Here is an 18329-nt window from a genome sequence, read left to right as displayed (position 1 = left end):
AATGTGGGTTTCGGCTGGTGGCCGGCGGCCGTGGGCGCTGCCGGTCCGCCATTTCTGCCAGTCCCCGGCCCCGGCTGTGGTGAGGGTCGCAGCCGCTGCCGGCGGAAAACCCGGCACGTACGATGGTCGGGTGACCCAGGCTGAGACGACCCCCCGGACCGGCAAGCGCGTGCTCCTGGCCAAGCCCCGCGGCTACTGCGCGGGCGTCGACCGGGCGGTGCAGACCGTGGAGGAGGCGCTCAAGCTCTACGGCGCCCCGATCTACGTGCGCAAGCAGATCGTGCACAACAAGCACGTGGTGCGGACGTTGGAGGCCCAGGGCGCGATCTTCGTCGAGGAGAACGAGGAGGTGCCGGAGGGCGCCACCGTCATCTTCTCCGCGCACGGCGTCGCCCCGGAGGTCTACGAGCAGGCGAAGGCGCGCTCGCTGAAGGCGATCGACGCGACCTGCCCGCTGGTGACCAAGGTGCACCAGGAGGCGAAGCGGTTCGCCGCCGAGGACTACGACATCCTGCTGATCGGCCACGAGGGGCACGAGGAGGTCATCGGCACCGCCGGCGAGGCCCCCGCGCACATCCAGCTGGTGGACGGCCCCGACGGCGTCGACAAGGTCACCGTGCGGGACCCGAACAAGGTCGTCTGGCTCTCCCAGACCACCCTGTCGGTGGACGAGACGCTGGAGACGGTCGCCCGGCTCAAGTCCCGGCTGCCGCTGCTCCAGTCGCCGCCCAGCGACGACATCTGCTACGCCACCTCCAACCGCCAGCACGTGGTCAAGGAGATCGCCCCCGAGTGCGACGTGGTGATCGTCGTCGGCTCGCGCAACTCCTCCAACTCGGTGCGCCTGGTCGAGGTCGCCCTGGACGCCGGCGCCCGCGCCGGGCACCTGGTCGACTTCGCGCACGAGATCGACGACGCCTGGCTGGCCGGTGCCGGCACGGTCGGCGTCACGTCCGGCGCGAGCGTGCCGGACGAGCTGGTGCAGGACGTGCTGACCCACCTCGCCGCGCGGGGCTTCACCGACGTCGAGGAGATCACCACCGCCAACGAGCGGCTGACCTTCTCGCTGCCGCAGGAGCTCAAGCGCGACATGAAGGCCGCCGCCGCGCGGGCCTGACCGGGAACGGATCGCCCGCCGGTCACGTCCCAGTGGGCATGAAGACTCCTCGGATGGTCCTCGCCGCACTGGTCGCCTGCGCGGCGCTGACCGCCTGCGGTGGCCAGGACGGCGACGACCGGACGGGCACCCCCAGCCCCTCGGAAGGATTGCCGGTGACCAGCGCGCCCAGCAGCGGCCCGGCGCAGCCGGGCGACCCGACCGCCGTCCCGCCGACCGCTCCGCCCCCGACCGCGCTGCCGCCGACCAAGCGGCCGCCGGTCGGCCCCAGCGTGCCGCCCGGCCCGGGCGCCACCACCATCACCGGCACCGTCCAGGCCGGGGTGGAGCCGAACTGCCTGCTGGTCGAGGGCTACCAGCTCATCGGCGGCCCCCGGGACGTGCTCGCCGTCGGCGCCCGGGTCACCGTCACCGGCCAGCCCAAGCCGGACATGATGACCACCTGCCAGCAGGGCACCCCCTTCGTCGTCGAGTCCGCCCGCCGCTCCTGAGGCAAGCGCCGACCGTCCGGGGGCAGGGGACCTGTCCCGCTCGCTTTGCTCTGCTGCCCTCCCGGCGACGGCGAAGCGCTCCCAGTGTCGCCCCCGCCGCAGCAGAGCAAAGGGGGGAAGCGGGGAGCCCGCCCCCGGGGACCGGGGACGGGCTCCTGTGGTGCTCGGCGGTCCGGAGACCGCCGTCAGGCGGTGCTCAGTTCACCGCGCCGATCGCGACCGAGCCACGGCCGACGACCGCGCCCTCGGTCGTGGTGACGGCCAGGTCGCCGTAGAGCTCCCGGCCGGCGGCCGGGGCGGACAGGGCGGTCACCGTACCGGTCAGGGCGGCGGTGTCGCCGTTCTGCAGCGGCAGCGGGGTGGTCGGGGCGGTCAGCGTGCCCAGCGACGGCGCCGAGAACGAGTCCCGGTAGTCGTAGGCGGTGCTGGTGCCCGGACCGTCGACGGCGTACCCGTCGACCACGACCCGGTAGGTGCCGGCGGCCGGGTCGGTCAGGGTCACCGCCTCCTCCGAGTCACCGTCGGCCGACCGGCCCACGCGGGTGGCGCCCAGGAAGACCGACAGGTCCAGGTCGGCGCCGAGGTCGGCGGTGTTGCCGATCCGGGCGGTGAAGCTGGTCGCCCCGGCCGGCACCGTCACGGTGTACTCCTGCTGCGCGCCCTGGGCGATGGTCGGCCGCTCGGCGTGCACGCTGGACAGCGCGCCACCCTGGCCGGCCACCGACACCGGGCCGAAGGTGTTGGTCAGGCCCCAGGAGACCTGGGTCGGGGTGCCGGCGGTCACCGACGGCAGTTCCACCACGGCCGGCTCGACCTTGACGCCCTGCACCCGGGCCTGGAGCTGGTACGGGTTGTTCAGCGCCGGCGAGGTGCGCCGGGCCTCCACCTCGATCTCCCAGACACCCGGGATCGGGTTCTGGTAGTCCCGCTCCTGCGGCTTGCAGGCCGCCGGGTTGGAGAAGTTGGTGTAGCAGGCAGTGCTGGCGGTGCTCTCCACCGGGATGCCGTACGGGTTGATGGCGATGAACCGGGTCTGCGAACCGGTGGCGATGCCGGAGAGGTTGACCTGGAGCGCGCCCGCGCCGGCCGGGACGGTCACGAAGTACGAGGTGAAGCTGTTGCGGTCGACCGAACCCTCGGTGGACCACGAGTAGTCGGGCTTCTTCACGTCGTTGGAGACGACCACCACGGTGGAGACCTCGAAGTCGACCACGTTGGTGGCCGGGTCGTCGATGGTCAGGAGCGCGCCGTGCGCCCCGTCGGTACGCGGCTTGGCGACCACGTTGACGGTGACCGCCTTGTTCAGCGGCAGCACCACCGACTTCGGCGCGGTGAACGTGCCGTCGTCGCCGCGCAGTTCGACGTCGTGCCGGATGTTGCCGGCCGGTCCGCTGGTACGGGTGACCTTGACCTTGTAGGTCTTCGTCTGGTTGACCTTCTGGCCGCCCTGCCCGGCGGCGCAACGGTTGTAGACGCCCGTGCCCCGGTCGGGGTTCGGCACGAACGTGCCGGTGCCGGCGTCGTAGCGGGTCAGGTTCGCCGACAGTTCGGTGCAGACCGGCGCGTCCGAGGTGTACGAGCGGGCCTCGACGCCCTGGTCCAGCAGCTCCCAGGCGCCCGGCACGTTGAACATGCCGTAGCCCTGGGCGTAGGTGGCGACGCCCTCGATCGGCTGGGCCGAGCTGTAGATGGCCCGGCGCAGCGCGGCCGGGGTGACCCCCTGGTCGTTCGCCTTGGCGGCGGAGAGCAGCAGCGCGGCGGCGCCGGCGGCCTGCGGGGCGGCCATCGAGGTGCCGTTGAGCATCTGGTAGCCCGGCGGCAGCGGGTAGCCGGCCTCGGCGACCGGCACGCCCGGCAGCCAGGTCGGCGCGGTGGAGATCGCCGAGCCGGGGGCCGCGATGTTCGGCTTGGAGCCGCCGTCCTCCCGCGGACCGCGCGAGGAGAAGTTGAACAGCGCGTTGTCCTTGCGGACCACCGAGCCGTAGTTGGCCAGCCAGGTCTGCTTGCTGATGCTGGCCGCGACGCTGACCGCGTTGGACGCCACCGACGGGTCGCCGATGGTGTTCAGGCCCGGGCCGGAGTTGCCGGCCGAGAGGAACAGCTGCACGCCGTAGGTGGTGATCAGGCTGTTGTAGAGCTGGGCGCGGGCGTTCGAGCCGTCGTTGAGCGCCGGCAGGCCGCCGATCGACATGTTCACCACGTCGACCTTGCGGTTGATCACCAGGTCGGCCATGCCGGTGGTGAGGGCCGCGGCGGTGCAGCCGCCCGTCCAGGTGCAGGCGCGGGAGGAGACCAGCTTGGCGCCGGGGGCCGCGCCGTCGAAGGCGCTGTTGCCGAGCATGTCGTTGGCGGCGGTGATGCCGGCGACGTGCGTGCCGTGGGTGGCCTGGACGATGCCGACGTTGACGAAGTCGGCGTACGGGCCGGGCTGCCCGTCGCCCGGGTTGGTGTCGACGTCCTCGCGGTACTCGACGACGAACGGGATCTGCTCGCGGACGGCGGTGGCGGGGTTGTCCGTGCCGAAGTGGCCGACCTGGAACTTCTCCTTGTACGGGCGCATCAGCTCGTCGTCGGTGAAGTCGCGGTTGCCGTTGACGTCCACCCGGATGTCGTGGGTGTCGGTGGCGTAGAGGATCCCCCACGAGTCGGTGGTGTCACCGTCGCGGTTGACGTCACCGCCGACCTCGCTGGTCGCGCCGGCCGGAGCGGTGATCGACTCCCGGAAGGTGGCGAACCGGTAGCTGCCGGCCGGGGCCGTCCAGGCGGTGGTGCCGATGGTGAAGGTCGGGCCGGTCACCTCGGTGATCATCGCCCGCCAGGTGGCGTCCTCGAGCGGGTCGGTCGAGGTGACCCAGTCGACGATCTTGCGCTCCCCGGTGGTGGTCTTCTGCAACGCCGGCTGGTCGAGGTCGACACCGGAGTCCATGATGCCGATGGTGACCCCGCGCCCGTCCCACTCGGGGTGGGCGGCCTTGAAGGCCTCCGCGCCGGTCTCGTTGGTCGGCATGTACGGGTTGACCGCGCCGGTGCCGGCGCCCGGCCCGGCCAGGGTCTCGCCCTGCTCCGCGGCGGTTGCGCCGTTCGGCGCGGACTCCGGGGTCGGGTCGGGGAGCTGGATGGTCTCGTCGAGGTCGACCGCGGCGACGCCCGGCAGCGTGGCGGCCTTCAGCACCTTTGCGGTGGGCACCTTGGCCAGCACGTAGCCGATCGAGTCGAAGCGCTGGCTGACCGTGCCGCCGAGGTCCTTCATCGCGGCGGCGACGTCCTTCGCCTCACCCTTCTCGGTGGCGACGATCAGGGTCACGGTCGGCGCGTGCTTCGCCTCGGCCTCGGCGAGCAGCTTGGCGTCGTGCGAGCCGAGCGCCTCGACGGCGTTGGCCGGGGCGTCCGGGGTGGTGGCGGGCGCGGCGCTCGCGGTGGCGGCGCCGCCCGCGCCGGCCATGGCGCCGGCGGCCACGACCGAGGCGAAGAGCCCGGCGGAGGTACGCCGGCTCAGGTTGCGGGGTTTGCTCACGTTCTCTTTCCTCCAGAGAACAGGGCCCTGAGATGACAGGGCACGCGTGAGCGAATCCTTTGTGCTGCGTTGTGGCGGTGTCACTACCGAACGCTGCCTTGTGACCACTTCGTGACATGCGCAGGTGCGCACTGTCACATCCAGGACGCTAGCTGGACCGGTCCAGGGTGGACGTGCCATCCAACAGCTCCGGGGCCTGCGGCTGCCGGGGCGCCACCTCGACCTGGGCCGGGGCGGCCAGCTCCTGGTCGGAGACGCCCAGCTCGGCCAGCTTGCGGGCGCTGACCAGCACCCGCGCCTCCAGTGAGCCCACCGCCCGGTTGTAGGCGGTGACCGCCCCACCGAGCGAGGTGCCCAGCTTGCCGACGTGGTCGCCCAGGGTGGACAGTCGCCCGTACAGCTCGCGGGCCAGCGAGTGGACGGCGACCGCGTTGCGGGCCAGCGCCTCCTGCCGCCAGGAGTAGGCGACCGTGCGCAGCAGGGCCACCAGGGTGGCCGGGGTCGCCAGCACCACGTCGCGGGCGAAGGCGTGCTCCAGCAGCGTCGGGTCGCGCTGCAACGCCACGTCCAGGAACGGGTCGGCCGGCACGAAGAGCACCACGAACTCCGGTGTCGAGTCGAACGCCGCCCAGTACGACTTCGCGGCCAGCGCGTCGACATGCGCCCGCAGGTGCCGCGCGTGGGCGTCGAGGTGGGTGTCCCGCCCCCGCTCGTCGCGCGCCTCCATCGCGGTCAGGTAGGCGTCGAAGGGCGCCTTGGCGTCCACCACCACCGTCCGGCCGCCGTGCAGCCGGACCACCAGGTCGGGGCGGACCCCCTGGTGGTCGGTGGCGGCGGTGACCTGCTCGTTGAAGTCGCAGTGCTCCAGCATGCCGGCGGCCTCGACGATCCGGCGCAGCTGGTGCTCGCCCCAGCGACCCCGCACCTGCGGCGCCCGCAGCGCCGCCACCAGCTGCTTGGTCTCGGTGCGCAGCTCGCCGGAGACCGTGCTCATGGCGCGGACCTGCTCGCGCAGCTCGGCGTAGGCGTCGACCCGGTCGCGCTCCAGCTGGCCCACCCGCTGCTCGTAGCGGCGCAGGGTGTCGTGCAGCGGGGCCACCGCCCGGGCCACCGCCTCCTGCGACTGGGCGGTCGCCTCGTAGCTCAGCGCCCGCATCGACTGCTCCAGCCGCCCCTCGCCCTCGCGGGTGGCCGCCAGGGTGGCCTCCAGGCGGGCGATCTCGGCGGCCGACCGGGCCCGGGCGGCGTACCAGCCCGCCGCGCCGCCCCCGGCCAGGCAGACGACCACCACGGCCAGCGTCGAGAAGTCCATCACCAGAGCTTGCCAAACGGGTACGACCCGACGCCTGCGGGTAGGTTCAGCGGCATGGAACTTCTGCTCGTGGCGATTCTCGTGGCCCTCCTGGTCGGCGGGTTCGTCTGGTGGCGGCGTGAACAGGCCGCCCGCGAGGCGCGCAGTCTCGCCGACGTGCGCGCCGACGCCCAGCGCTGGTACGAACGCCTCGGCGGCCAGGTGATGAACCTGCACGGCGACGCCCCGGCCGTCCGCCAGGCGCTGGTCGACGCGGCGGAGCGCTACAACGCCGCCGGCAGCCAGCTCGAGCAGGCCGGGACCGTCCAGCAGTACCGGCTGGCCCGGGAGACCGCGCTGGAGGGGCTGGCGTACGCCCGGGCGGCGCGGGTGGCGCTCGGCCTGGACCCGGGGCCGGAGCTGCCCCCGCTGGCCGCCGCGCAGGGCGCCGGCGAGTTGACCAAGGAACGTCAGGTGCAGGTGCAGGGGCAGACGTTCAAGGCCGGCCCGCAGCCGGGCCAGGACACCCCCTACTACTACCCCGGCGGGCGCTACCAGGGGCGGCCGGTGCCGGCCGGCTGGTACTCCACCCCCTGGTGGAAGACCGCGCTGGGCGCGGGCGCCGGGGTGCTCGGCGGGCTGCTGATCGCCGACGCGCTCTTCTCACCGGCCTTCGCCGACCCGGGCTACGGCTACGAGGCCGGCAACCAGGAGGGCTTCGGCGACGGCGCCGACCAGGGCGCGGACGCCGGCGACCAGGGCACGGACGCCGGTGACCAGGGCGACTTCGGCGGCGCCGACCAGGCGGGCGACTTCGGCGGAGGGGACTTCGGCGGCGGGGACTTCGGGGGCGGGGACCTCGGCGGTGGCGGCGACTGGTGACCGCCGGCTGAACGGCACGCGAAAGGCCCCGGTCGGCGTGACCGGGGCCTTTCGCGTCGCTCGTCAGCCGGTGTTGCGCATCCCGGCGGCGATGCCGTTGACCGTCGTGAGCAGCGCCCGCTCCAACGCCGTACCGTCGCTCGGTGCGCGGCGGCCGCCCGGCGCGGTCGCCATCGCGCGCCCGGCGGCCCCGGAGTCCCGGTACTGCCGCAGCAGCGCCACCTGGAGGTGGTGCAGCGGCTCCAGGTAGGTGTCCCGGACCGCGAGGGTGCGCTGGAGCACCGGCGAGTTCTCCAGCAGGGCCGGTGCGGCGGTCACCGCCAGCACCTCCTGCTTGGTCAGCTCGTACTCCTGCTCGATCTTGTCGAAGATCGGGTGCAGCTTCTTCGGGACCAGGGTCTCCACGTAGCGGCGGGCGATGCTCAGGTCGGTCTTGGTCAGCATCATCTCGACGTTCGACAGGAACGTGCGGAAGAAGTGCCAGTTGCGGTTCATCTCGGCGAGCACGTCCTCCAGCCCCGCCGCCCGCGCCGCCGCCAGCCCGGAGCCGACCCCGAACCAGCCCGGCACGATCTGCCGGGTCTGCGTCCAACCGAACACCCACGGGATGGCCCGCAGCCCGCCCAGCCCCGCCCCGGTGTTGGGCCGCTTCGCCGGCCGGGAGCCGATGTTGAGCGCGCCGAGCAGCTCGGTGGGGGTGGAGGCCCAGAAGTACGCCGGCAGGTCCGGGTCCTCGACCAGCCCCCGGTACGAGCGGAACGCCGACTCGGAGACCACGTCCATCGCCGCGTCCCAGCGCTCCAGCATCTCGGCCGGCTGGCGGGGCGCGGTGTGCAGCAGCGTCGCCTGGAGCACCGCCGCCACGGTCAGCTCCAGGTTCTCCCGGGCCAGCGCCGGCAGCGTGTACTTGTCGGAGATGACCTCGCCCTGCTCGGTCACCTTGATCGCGCCGTCCAGGGTGCCGTACGGCTGGGCCAGGATCGCGTCGTGCGTCGGCCCGCCGCCACGCCCGACCGTGCCGCCCCGGCCGTGGAAGAGCCGCAGGTGCACGCCGTGCCGGGCGGCCACGTCCCGCAGCGCCCGCTGCGCCCGGTGGATCGACCACTGGCTGGTGGTGATGCCGGCCTCCTTGTTGGAGTCGGAGTAGCCCAGCATCACCTCCTGCACGTCGCCGCGGGCCGCGACCAGCGCCCGGTACGCGGGCAGCGACAGCAGCTCGTCGAGCAGTTCGCCGCCGGCGTTCAGCTCAGCCGGGGTCTCCAGCAGCGGCACGAAGCCGATCCGGGCCCGGCCGCTGTGCACGTCGATCAGCCCGGCCTCGCGCCCCAGCACCACGGCGGCGAGCACGTCGTCGACGCCGAGGGTCATCGAGATGATGTACGACTCGATCACCTCGGCGCCGAACCGGTCCTGCGCCTCGCGGATCGCGCCGAACACGTCGAACGTCTTCTGCGCGTTCTCGGTCAGCGGGGTGTCCAGCGTCGACAGCGGCCGGCGGCCGGCCAGCTCGTCGGCGAGGAGCTTGGTCCGCTCCAGCCGGGTCAGCGACGGGTAGTCCGACACCTCGCCGACCGCCGCGTAGAGCTGGGCCAGCACCGCGTGGTGCGCCTCGGCGTGCTCGCGCACGTCCATGGTGGCCAGGTGCAGGCCGAACGCGGAGACCGTACGGATGGTGGAGGCGAGCCGGCCGACGGCGGTGAGCTGCCCGGAGTTGCGCGCCAGCGAGGCGCGCAGCAGCTCCAGGTCGGCGATCAGCTCGGCCGAGCCGCGGTAGTCCCGCCCCGGCACGTGCGGGGTGCCCCGGCGCAGCCGCTCCCGGGTGTTGGCCAGCTTCGCCTTCACGCACCGCGCCTTGAGCCGGTACGGCTCCTCGGCGTTGACCCGGCGGAACCGGGGCGCCACCTCGGGCAGCGCGTCCAGGTCGGCGGCGAGGCTGGCGGAGAGGTCCAGCGACACCGCCCGCAGCCGGCGGGAGACCGAGACCTCGTTGATGAGCTGGTCCATCGCCTTCTCGGTGGCGCTGATGCCGTGCTCGTGCTGGATGTGGAGCACCTCGCGGGTGACGGTCGGGGTGACGAACGGGTTGCCGTCCCGGTCGCCGCCGATCCAGGTGCCGAAGGTCAGCGGACGGGCCGTCGGCGAGGTCTCCACGCCGAGGGTGCGCAGGGTGTCGGCGAGGTCGTCGAGCACCTGCGGGGCGGCCTCGGCGTAGAGGTCGCGCAGGTAGTAGATGGCGTTGCGGGCCTCGTCGGTCGGGTCCGGCCGGTCCAGCCGCAGCTCGTCGGTCTGCCACATCAGGTCCAGCAGCTCGGCCAGGCGCCGGTTGGCCGGGCCCTCGTCGCTGGCGCCGTAGAGGATCGCGTTGGTGGTCTCGGTGTCCAGTTCGTCGGCGATGGCGCGCAGCTTGGACAGGATCGAGCGGCGGGCCGCCTCGGTGGGGTGGGCGGTGAAGACCGGGCGTACCGCGAGCCGGCGGGCCGCCGCGGCGATCTCCTCGGCCGGCACGCCGCGCTCGGCGATCATCTTGGCCGCCTGGTCCAGCCACCCACCGTGCGCCGCCCGGCGTCGGCGCAGGTCCCGGGCGCGGTGCACCTGCTCGGTGATGTTGGCCAGGTGGAAGTAAGTGGAGAAGGCGCGGGCCAGCTTGGTGCCGGTGGTGACGTCCAGCCCGCCGAGCCGCTGCGCGGCGGCGGGGGCGTCCGAGCGGACCTGGGCGCGGATCTCCTCGACCAGGTCGAGCAGGGGGCGGCCCTCCTGGCGGGCCAGGGTCTGGCCGAGCAGAGTGCCGAGGCGGCGGATGTCGGCCCGCAGGGCGGCGTCGGGGCCGTCGTGGTCGTGCTGGTCGGTCACCATGCGCTCCTTACGTGAGTACGAAGGACAGCGCTGTCCGACTCCGTCGATCGTATCCGTGGGGACCCGCCGGTAAGGAGGGGGCCCGCAATGTCACCTTCCCCACGATCTCCGCCGGGTTCACGCGTCCGGCCTGGTGTCCAGCTGGCGGGCCGGCCGTCGAGCGGCCCGGCGGCCCCGCACCAGGGTGGCGGTGAGCAGGCCGACCAGGCCGAGCGCGACCCAGACCAGCAGCCCGGCCAGCGGCCACCGGGCGGACCGCAGGTCGAAGTAGACCGCCGACTTGACCAGGTCGGTGGCCAGCCCGGGGACGTTCCAGCGGTGCATGCCGCGCAGGAACGCGGGCAGGAACTCCGGGGCGTAGATGCCGCCGGAGCCGGGGTTGCCGAGTACCACCAGCACCAGGATCACCAGTCCGGTGCCGAGCAGGCCCAGCCAGGCCTGGACGGCGGCGGCGACCATCGCGGCGGCGAAGGTGGTGAGCATGCCGACGGCGGCGAGCGTCGGCAGGTCGTGGTCCCAGACGTCGAGCACCGGCCCGACCAGCAGCGTGGCGAGGACCGCCAACAGCACGGCGTGCACCGCCAGCGAGGCGATCCGCAGGCCGGCCCGGCGGAGACTGTGCGGGGCGGTGCCGAGCGAGATGCCCAGCGCGGTCGACCCCAGGTAGCCGCCCAGCACCAGGCCGACCGCCAGGTAGAACGGCACCACGCCGCGCGGGTCGCCGGCGGCGACCGGCACCTCGTCGGTGACCTCGATCGGGGTCTGCGCGCGCCCGGCCGCGGTGGTCAGCACCTGCGTGACGAGTTCCGTGGCGGCGGGCGCGGACGCGGTGGCGGTGGTCAGCAGGAGCTTTCCCTGGGGTGTCGAGCTGAGCACCGCGTACACCTCGCGGCCGATCAGGCCGTCGTCGGCCGCGGCCGGGTCGTCGTACTCGATGGGTTTGATCGTGTCGGTCCGGCCGCGCACCCCGGCGAGCACGGCCTGGGCGCGCTGGTCACCGAGGACCACGCCGACCGGGACGTCGCGCGGGGTCGGCTGGTGCAGCGCTCCCACGTAGGCCGCGATGAACGCCGTGGCCAGGGCCAGGGTGCCGACCAGCAGGGCCGCCGTGCGGGGTAACCACTCGCGGGTCCGCAGCTCCGGCTCCTCCTCCACCTCGCCAGCCTAGGGCCCTGCTTGCCCGTGTTCGGGGCGTTTCGCCCGCCCTGCCTGGCGGGGGCCCGCCACCTGATCAAGGTTGGCCACACGACCGGAAAACCCGTTGGCCGCGCTCGGTAGCGTCCGGACATGACCTTCCCGACCTACCCGCGCAAGCCCCGCCCCGGCGACCGGGTCGCGGTCGTCTCACCCTCCGCCGGCCTGCCGGATCTCTTCCCCCACGTGTACGAGTTGGGCCTGCGTCGGCTGCGCGAGGAGTTCGGCCTGGAGCCGGTGGAGTATCCGACGACCCGGACGATGGGCGCCGACCCGAAGGACCGGGCCCGGGACCTCACCGCCGCCTTCGCCGACCCGACGATCACCGCCGTGCTGGCCACCGTGGGCGGCGACGACCTGATCACGGTCACCCCGTACCTGGACGACGCGGTGCTGCGGGCCAACCCGAAGCCCTACTTCGGCTACTCGGACAACACCAACGTCCTCAACCACCTCTACCGGCTGGGCATCGTGGCGTACCACGGCGGGTCAGTGCTGGTGCACCTCGGCCGGTCCGGCCGGCCGCACCCGCTCACCCTAGACTCGCTGCGCGCCGCCCTCTTCACCTCCGGCTGGTACGACCTCACGCCCGCGCCGGAGTGGGGCGACGAGCCGCGCGACTGGCGCGACCCGGCCACCCTGGCGCAGGAGCCGGTGATGTTCCCCGGCACCGGCTGGCACTGGCAGGGCCCGTCGACCGTGGTCCAGGGACGCACCTGGGGCGGCAACCTGGAGATCCTGCACTGGCTGATGGCCGCCGACCGGGTCCCCGCCGCCGCGGAACTGACCGGCTCGGTGCTGGTGCTCGAAACCTCGGAGGAGCTGCCGAGCGCCCAGGAGGTGTTCCGGATCGTGCGGAACATGGGGGAGCGCGGGCTGCTCGCGGCCTTCCCCGCCGTCGTCGTCGGCCGCCCCAAGGCGTGGGACTTCGACAGCCCCCGGTCGGTCCCGGATCGGCTGGCGTGGGCCGAGGCGCAGCGGGAGGCGGTCAGCCGGGCGCTGGCCCCGTACCGCCCCGACGCGGTGGTGGTCTTCGACGTCGACCTCGGCCACACCGACCCGCAGCTGATCATCCCGTACGGCGGGGAGATCCGGGTGGACGCCGTCGAGCGCCGAATCTCGGTCCGGTACTGAGAAGCCGGCCTTCCCAGCCCGCACCTTGTTCCGTCGGTGCCTGCGTCCGGCCGACGCCTGGGGGAGTCGGGTCAGCCGACGACGGCGAAGGCGCGGACCGGGAAGGTGCCCATGCCGGCCACCATGGGCGGGGCGGCGGTGAAGCGGAACCCGTCCGGGGGCAGGGCGTCCAGGCCGGTCAGGTGCTCCACGATCGGGATGCCGGCGGCCAGCAGCGCGCTGTGCGCCGGGCGCTCGCCCCCGGACGCCGGGCTCATGTCGTCGATGTTGATCGAGTCTACGCCGACCAGCGCGGCGCCCGCCTCGACCAGGGCGCGGGCCCCGTCGCCGGTGAGGTACGGGGCGTCCGGCGCGCCGTACCGGTCGGTGCCGAAGTGTGCGGACCAGCCGGTGTGCAGCAGCACCGCGCGCCCGGCGACGTCGTACGGCGCCAGCAGCAGCCGGTCCACCGCGCGCGTGCCGGCCGGCACCCGGACCACCAGGCCGGGCAGGTCGGCGAGCCGGTCCAGCGGGACGCCGGTGAGGTCGGCGCCCTCGGCCCAGCGGTGCGCGGGGGTGTCCAGGTACGTCCCGGTGTTGGCGATCATGTCGATCCGGCCCACCTGGAACTCGGTGCCCGGTGCGTAGTTCGCCCGGGACGCCTCGCGGGTCAACCACTCGCTGATCCGGGGGCCCGGCCAGCCGGGCAGGGTGGTCATCCCGTCCGTGATCACGTGACTCAGCTCGACCAGGCGTCGACCCGTGTCGCCCGGATCGGCGGTGACGCCCCGGCCGCCCTTGTGCGGCTCCTCGATGATCGTCCGGCCGGTGATCCGTACGTCGGCGACCATCAGCAGCCCGAGGTGCCGGACGAAGAGCGCGGCCAGCGCCTCGTCGTCGATCTCCCGCCCCGGGATGTCCAGCCGGAACCCGTCGGTCCGCAGCCCGCCCCCGTTGGCGAACGTGACCTCAGCGTCGAACTGCGCCCGATACTGCTCTCCCATCCACCCACCCGACCACGCCCACCCACCCCAGTCAAGATCCACCCGACCCGGCCGCCCGTGCAAGATCCGCGCACTTTCGGAGAACTCGTGGCCTCCGCCGCGCTTGGGCTCGCTTTCCGTGAATCTGCGCCCTGGAGCGGCGCGTGGGCGGTGGGGGGCACCTTTGCTCCCGTCGCCGCGGCCGCCGCGGATCCGGTACCGGCCCGGCCGCCACGGCTCCAGCCCGGATCGTCTCCCGAGCGGGATAGTCTCGACAGGTGCACCCCCCGTCCGGCTGGACGCGGGGCCGTCGCCGTGTGTCGATTTCCTGGAAGTGATCACAGATGCTCACCGGACTCTTCTCCGCCGCCCTGGCCGACCCCGGGCTGGCCCGGGCGCGTGACCTGGCGCGCTCCGGTGCCGCCCAGGTCGACGGCCTCGACCTCACCGCCCCGGCGGCGCTGCGCCCGTTCGCCGTCGCCGCCGTCGCGGCCGATCCGGTCGACGCCGGCGCCGGCCGGCCCGTGCTCGCCGTGACCGCCACCACCCGCGAGGCCGACGACCTGGCCTCGGCGCTGGGCAGCCTGCTCCCGCCCGAGCAGGTGGCGGTCTTCCCGTCCTGGGAGACGCTGCCGCACGAGCGGCTCTCACCCCGCTCCGACACCGTCGGCCGCCGGCTGGCCGTGCTGCGCCGGCTGGCGCACCCGCGGTCGGCCGACGCGCACGGCCGTACCGGCCCGCTGCGGGTGGTCGTGGCGCCGGTGCGGTCGCTGCTGCAACCGCAGCTCAAGGGGCTCGGCGATCTCGAACCGGTGCAGCTCACCGCCGGGGACGAGGCCGACCTGGAGGAGGTGGCCCGCCGGCTCACCGACATGGCGTACGCGCGGGTCGACCTGGTCACCAAGCGCGGCGAGTTCGCGGTGCGCGGCGGCATCCTGGACGTCTTCCCGCCCACCGACGAGCACCCCTCCCGGGTCGAGTTCTGGGGCGACGAGGTGGAGGAGATCCGCACCTTCGCCGTCGCCGACCAGCGCACGATCGAGCAGGTTCCGCAGCTCTGGGCGCCGCCCTGCCGGGAACTGCTGCTCACCGGATCGGTGCGGGAGCGGGCCGCCGCCCTGGCCCAGGAGCACCCGGAGCTGGCCGAGATCCTCGACAAGCTGGCCGAGGGCATCCCGGTCGAGGGGATGGAGTCGCTGGCGCCCGCGCTGATCGGCGCCGACTCGATGGAGCTGCTGCTGGACTGCATGCCGGCCGGCACCCACGTACTGCTCTGCGACCCGGAGCGGATCCGTACCCGGGCGCACGACCTGGTCCGTACCTCGGACGAGTTCCTCCAGGCCAGTTGGGCCGCGGCCGCCGTCGGCGGCCAGGCCCCGGTCGACCTCGGCGCCGCCGCCTTCCGGACCCTGGCCGAGGTACGCGCGGCGGCCCGCACGCTGCGCCAGCCCTGGTGGACCCTCGCCCCGTTCGGCCTGGTCGAGGCGGACGCCGCCGCACCGGTCCGGCAGCCCTGGGAGGACGAGCCCACCGAGGTCGACGTCACGCCCGACGACGCGATCGCGGTGAGCCTGGCGGCGCAGCCCGCCCCGCTCTACCACGGCGAAACCTCCCGGGTGGTCGACGACCTCAAGCGCTGGGCCGGCGAGGGCTGGTCGATCGCGCTGGTCTTCGAGGGGCACGGCCCCGCCCAGCGGGCCGTCGAGGTGCTCCGCGACGCCGGTCTGGGCGCCCGGCTGGTCGAGGAGGTGCCGGCCGCGCCCGCCCCCGGCGAGGTGCTGGTCAGCTGTGGCTGCCTGACCGCCGGCTTCGTCGACGAGGCGTCCCGGTTCGTGCTGCTCACCGGCAACGACGTCACCGGCGGCCGGGGCACCTCGACGCGCGACATGCGCAAGATGCCGAGCCGCCGCCGCAACACCATCGACCCGCTGGAGCTCAAGGCCGGCGACCACGTGGTGCACGAGCAGCACGGCATCGGCCGGTACGTCGAGCTGGTGCAGCGCACCGTCAACGGCGCCTCCCGGGAATACCTGGTCATCGAGTACGCGCCGAGCAAGCGCGGCCAGCCCGGCGACCGGCTCTTCGTCCCCACCGACCAGCTCGACCAGCTCAGCCGCTACGTCGGCGGCGAGCAGCCCACCCTGCACAAGATGGGCGGCTCGGACTGGCAGAAGTCCAAGGCCCGCGCCCGCAAGGCGGTCAAGGAGATCGCCGCGCAGCTGATCCAGCTCTACGCCGCGCGCAAGGCGTCCAAGGGGCACTCGTTCGCACCCGACACCCCGTGGCAGCGGGAGTTGGAGGACGCCTTCCCCTGGCAGGAGACGCCGGACCAGCTCGCCGCGATCGAAGAGGTCAAGCGGGACATGGAGCAGACCGTCCCGATGGACCGGCTGATCTGCGGCGACGTCGGCTACGGCAAGACCGAGATCGCCGTCCGGGCCGCCTTCAAGGCGGTGCAGGACGGCAAGCAGGTGGCCGTGCTGGTGCCCACCACGCTGCTGGTGCAGCAGCACTACAACACCTTCGCCGAGCGGATGAGCCAGTTCCCGGTGACCATCCGGCAGCTGTCCCGCTTCCAGACGCCGAAGGAGTCCGAGCGGACGTTGGAGATGATCGCCGACGGCACTGTCGACATCGTCATCGGCACCCACCGGCTGCTCCAGACGGCGACCCGGTTCAAGCAGCTCGGCCTGGTCATCGTCGACGAGGAGCAGCGGTTCGGCGTCGAGCACAAGGAGCACCTGAAGAGCCTGCGCGCCTCGGTGGACGTGCTGAGCATGTCGGCCACCCCGATCCCGCGGACGCTGGAGATGGCGATCACCGGCATCCGGGAGATGTCCACCATCGCCACCCCGCCGGAGGAGCGGCACCCGGTGCTCACCTTCGTCGGGGCGTACGACGACCGGCAGGTGGCCGCCTCCATCCACCGCGAGCTGCTCCGCGACGGGCAGGTCTTCTACCTGCACAACCGGGTCGAGTCGATCGACAAGGCGGCTCGGCGCATCCGCGAGCTGGTGCCCGAGGCGCGGGTCGCGGTGGCGCACGGCCAGATGGGCGAGGACGCCCTGGAGAAGGTGATGGTCGGCTTCTGGGAGAAGGAGTTCGACGTCCTGGTCTGCACCACGATCGTGGAGTCCGGCATCGACATCCCGAACGCCAACACCCTGATCGTGGAGCGGGCCGACCTGCTCGGCCTGGCCCAGCTGCACCAGATCCGGGGCCGGGTCGGTCGCGGCCGGGAGCGGGCGTACGCGTACTTCCTCTACCCGCCGGAGAAGCCGCTGACCGAGCACGCCCACGAGCGGCTGGCCACCATCGCCCAGCACACCGAGCTGGGCGCCGGCATGTACGTGGCGATGAAGGACCTGGAGATCCGGGGCGCCGGCAACCTGCTCGGCGGTGAGCAGTCCGGCCACATCGAGGGCGTCGGCTTCGACCTGTACGTCCGGATGGTCGGCGAGGCGGTGTCGGCATTCAAGGGCGAGCGCCAGGAGGAGGAGGCCGACGTCAAGATCGACCTTCCGATCGACGCGCACCTGCCGCACGACTACGTCGGGGTGGAGCGGCTGCGGCTGGAGATGTACCGCAAGCTGGCCGAGGCCCGCGACGAGGAGCGGCTGCGCGAGGTGGTCGCCGAGATGACCGACCGGTACGGCGAGCCGCCCGCCCCGGTGCAGAACCTGGTCGCGGTGGCCCGGTTCCGCCTGCTGGCCCGCCGGTACGGCCTGACCGACGTGTCGATGCAGGGCAAGCACCTCCGGTTCGGCCCGCTGCCGCTGCCGGATTCCAAGCAGCTGCGGCTCAAGCGCTACCACCCGGACTCGGTCTACAAGCAGGCCACCGACCAGGTCAGCGTGCCGCGGCCGAGCACCCGCCGGGTCGGCGGCGAACCGCTGCGCGACCAGGCACTGCTGGAGTGGTGCGCGCAGCTCCTCTCCGATGTCCTGGGCGAGCCCGAGGAGCGGGCCGGTTCTGCCCGCCCCGCAGTGGCGAGCGGAAGGTGACACGGCGAACCGGCGGCGCTGGCCGGGGCGTCGGCGTGAGGCGGCCCGCCCGTGGTGGGCGGCGTCACACCGCCGTACCGGGCATGAGAGAGTGACCCGCATGCGTGCACGCCGTCTCATCGCCGCCGCCAGCGTCGCGGCTCTCGGTGTCCTCTCCCTCGCCGCCTGCGGGAAGTCCTCGCCCGACGTGGCCGCGTACGTCGGTGACCGGACCTACTCGGTCGACCGGGTGGACGCGATCTACGACGACGCCCAGGCGAAGTTCGCGGAGGCCGTGCGCCAGAGCGCGACCCAGGCCGGCGTCACCCCCGACGCGGAGCAGCTCCGCTCCCGGGTGACCCGGCAGGACGTGGTGAACCTGCTGGTCAGCATCGACCTGGGTAAGCGGGTCGTGGCCGAGCAGGCCATCCAGGTGTCGGACCAGGTCACCCCGGAGCAGCTCGCGCAGCAGCTCCAAATGCCGCCGCAGGCCGAGTTCGCCAAGCTCTGGGGCGAGTGGGCCGACATCTCCATGGTGCTCAGCCAGAAGCTGCCGCCGGCCGAGCTCAGCGACGCCTCGGTGATGGCCGTCTACCACGCGATCGAGGAGACCGGCGGGATCCAGTCCGGGCTCTCGGTGGGCGAGGTGCGGCAGCTCTTCGGCGAGGGCGGCTTCGTCCGTACCGCCTCGGCGCTCAGCGCGGCGCTGGAGGAGGAGGCCGACAAGGTGGACCTGTCGGTCAACCCACGCTTCCGGCCGCTCGGCGTCCCGTCCTGGGTCAACAAGGGCCAGGAGCTCGTCTTCTACGCCCTGCCGTACGTCGACGCCAGCGGCCCGGTGACCGACATCTCGACCCCCGAGCCGGTCGTCACCCCGGCGGAGCAGGCCGGGTCGGTGGCCCCCTGAG

At 73.3% G+C, this 18329-nt stretch carries 11 protein-coding genes; 6 read left to right on the top strand and 5 right to left on the bottom strand.

The window, feature by feature from the left end; all coding sequences use genetic code 11:
- Positions 1-130: 130 nt before the first annotated feature.
- Together ACTMTB_RS18560 and ACTMTB_RS18555 are read left to right on the top strand one after the other, a co-directional pair.
- Positions 131-1117 (top strand): 4-hydroxy-3-methylbut-2-enyl diphosphate reductase, encoded by a 987-nt coding sequence (locus ACTMTB_RS18560; protein WP_441147230.1) that lies wholly within the window; start codon positions 131-133, stop codon positions 1115-1117.
- 38 nt (positions 1118-1155) lie between these two features.
- A complete protein-coding gene (locus ACTMTB_RS18555) occupies positions 1156-1608 on the top strand; it encodes a hypothetical protein (protein WP_441147229.1) in 453 nt (150 codons plus the stop codon).
- 196 nt (positions 1609-1804) lie between these two features.
- Here the strand turns inward: ACTMTB_RS18555 and ACTMTB_RS18550 are convergent, their stop codons facing one another.
- A complete protein-coding gene (locus tag ACTMTB_RS18550; RefSeq protein ID WP_441147227.1) occupies positions 1805-5122 on the bottom strand; it encodes a S8 family serine peptidase in 3318 nt (1105 codons plus the stop codon).
- Positions 5123-5270: 148 nt separating this feature from the next.
- The gene (locus ACTMTB_RS18545; RefSeq protein WP_441147225.1) at positions 5271-6434 is read right to left on the bottom strand and encodes a DNA recombination protein RmuC; all 1164 of its coding nucleotides are present in this window, start codon (positions 6432-6434) and stop codon (positions 5271-5273) included.
- A 54-nt stretch (positions 6435-6488) separates the two neighbouring features.
- Here ACTMTB_RS18545 and ACTMTB_RS18540 point away from each other — a divergent pair, with 54 nt between their 5' ends.
- The gene (locus tag ACTMTB_RS18540) at positions 6489-7295 is read left to right on the top strand and encodes a hypothetical protein (protein ID WP_441147223.1); all 807 of its coding nucleotides are present in this window, start codon (positions 6489-6491) and stop codon (positions 7293-7295) included.
- Between the two features lie 63 nt (positions 7296-7358).
- Here the strand turns inward: ACTMTB_RS18540 and ppc are convergent, their stop codons facing one another.
- Positions 7359-10145: a phosphoenolpyruvate carboxylase gene (gene ppc, locus ACTMTB_RS18535; protein ID WP_441147221.1), complete on the bottom strand. Its 2787-nt coding sequence runs from the start codon at positions 10143-10145 to the stop codon at positions 7359-7361.
- Between the two features lie 120 nt (positions 10146-10265).
- Entirely contained in the window at positions 10266-11303 is a 1038-nt protein-coding gene (locus tag ACTMTB_RS18530; protein ID WP_441147219.1) for a hypothetical protein, read from the bottom strand.
- 132 nt (positions 11304-11435) lie between these two features.
- On the opposite strand from ACTMTB_RS18530, the gene ACTMTB_RS18525 reads away from it, so the two are divergent.
- Positions 11436-12476 carry a S66 family peptidase gene (locus ACTMTB_RS18525; protein ID WP_441147217.1) on the top strand — a complete coding sequence of 347 codons (1041 nt, stop codon included), beginning with the start codon at positions 11436-11438 and terminating at the stop codon, positions 12474-12476.
- A gap of 71 nt (positions 12477-12547) precedes the next feature.
- Here the strand turns inward: ACTMTB_RS18525 and ACTMTB_RS18520 are convergent, their stop codons facing one another.
- Positions 12548-13459, bottom strand: a complete 912-nt coding sequence (locus ACTMTB_RS18520) for a cyclase family protein (RefSeq protein ID WP_441147215.1) — start codon at positions 13457-13459, stop codon at positions 12548-12550.
- Positions 13460-13782: 323 nt separating this feature from the next.
- Between ACTMTB_RS18520 and mfd the strand changes: the two genes are divergently transcribed.
- Together mfd and ACTMTB_RS18510 are read left to right on the top strand one after the other, a co-directional pair.
- Positions 13783-17442, top strand: a complete 3660-nt coding sequence (gene mfd, locus ACTMTB_RS18515; protein WP_441147213.1) for a transcription-repair coupling factor — start codon at positions 13783-13785, stop codon at positions 17440-17442.
- Between the two features lie 100 nt (positions 17443-17542).
- A complete protein-coding gene (locus ACTMTB_RS18510) occupies positions 17543-18328 on the top strand; it encodes a hypothetical protein (RefSeq protein ID WP_441147211.1) in 786 nt (261 codons plus the stop codon).
- Position 18329: the final 1 nt, after the last annotated feature.

Origin of the sequence: Micromonospora sp. L32 (assembly GCF_052068055.1) — a bacterium.
Lineage (GTDB): Bacteria > Actinomycetota > Actinomycetes > Mycobacteriales > Micromonosporaceae > Micromonospora > Micromonospora purpureochromogenes.
Note: the sequence above shows the minus strand (reverse complement) of the source record. Positions and strands in the feature narration are given on the sequence as shown.

What these genes read in the sequence shown, in the direction of transcription:
- ACTMTB_RS18555 (WP_441147229.1), top strand. Translation starts at nt 1,156, where the DNA reads ATGAAGACTCCTCGGATGGTCCTCGCCGCACTGGTCGCCTGCGCGGCG.
- ACTMTB_RS18545 (WP_441147225.1), bottom strand. Translation starts at nt 6,434, where the DNA reads ATGGACTTCTCGACGCTGGCCGTGGTGGTCGTCTGCCTGGCCGGGGGC.
- ACTMTB_RS18540 (WP_441147223.1), top strand. Translation starts at nt 6,489, where the DNA reads ATGGAACTTCTGCTCGTGGCGATTCTCGTGGCCCTCCTGGTCGGCGGG.
- ACTMTB_RS18525 (WP_441147217.1), top strand. Translation starts at nt 11,436, where the DNA reads ATGACCTTCCCGACCTACCCGCGCAAGCCCCGCCCCGGCGACCGGGTC.
- ACTMTB_RS18520 (WP_441147215.1), bottom strand. Translation starts at nt 13,459, where the DNA reads ATGGGAGAGCAGTATCGGGCGCAGTTCGACGCTGAGGTCACGTTCGCC.
- mfd (WP_441147213.1), top strand. Translation starts at nt 13,783, where the DNA reads ATGCTCACCGGACTCTTCTCCGCCGCCCTGGCCGACCCCGGGCTGGCC.
- ACTMTB_RS18510 (WP_441147211.1), top strand. Translation starts at nt 17,543, where the DNA reads ATGCGTGCACGCCGTCTCATCGCCGCCGCCAGCGTCGCGGCTCTCGGT.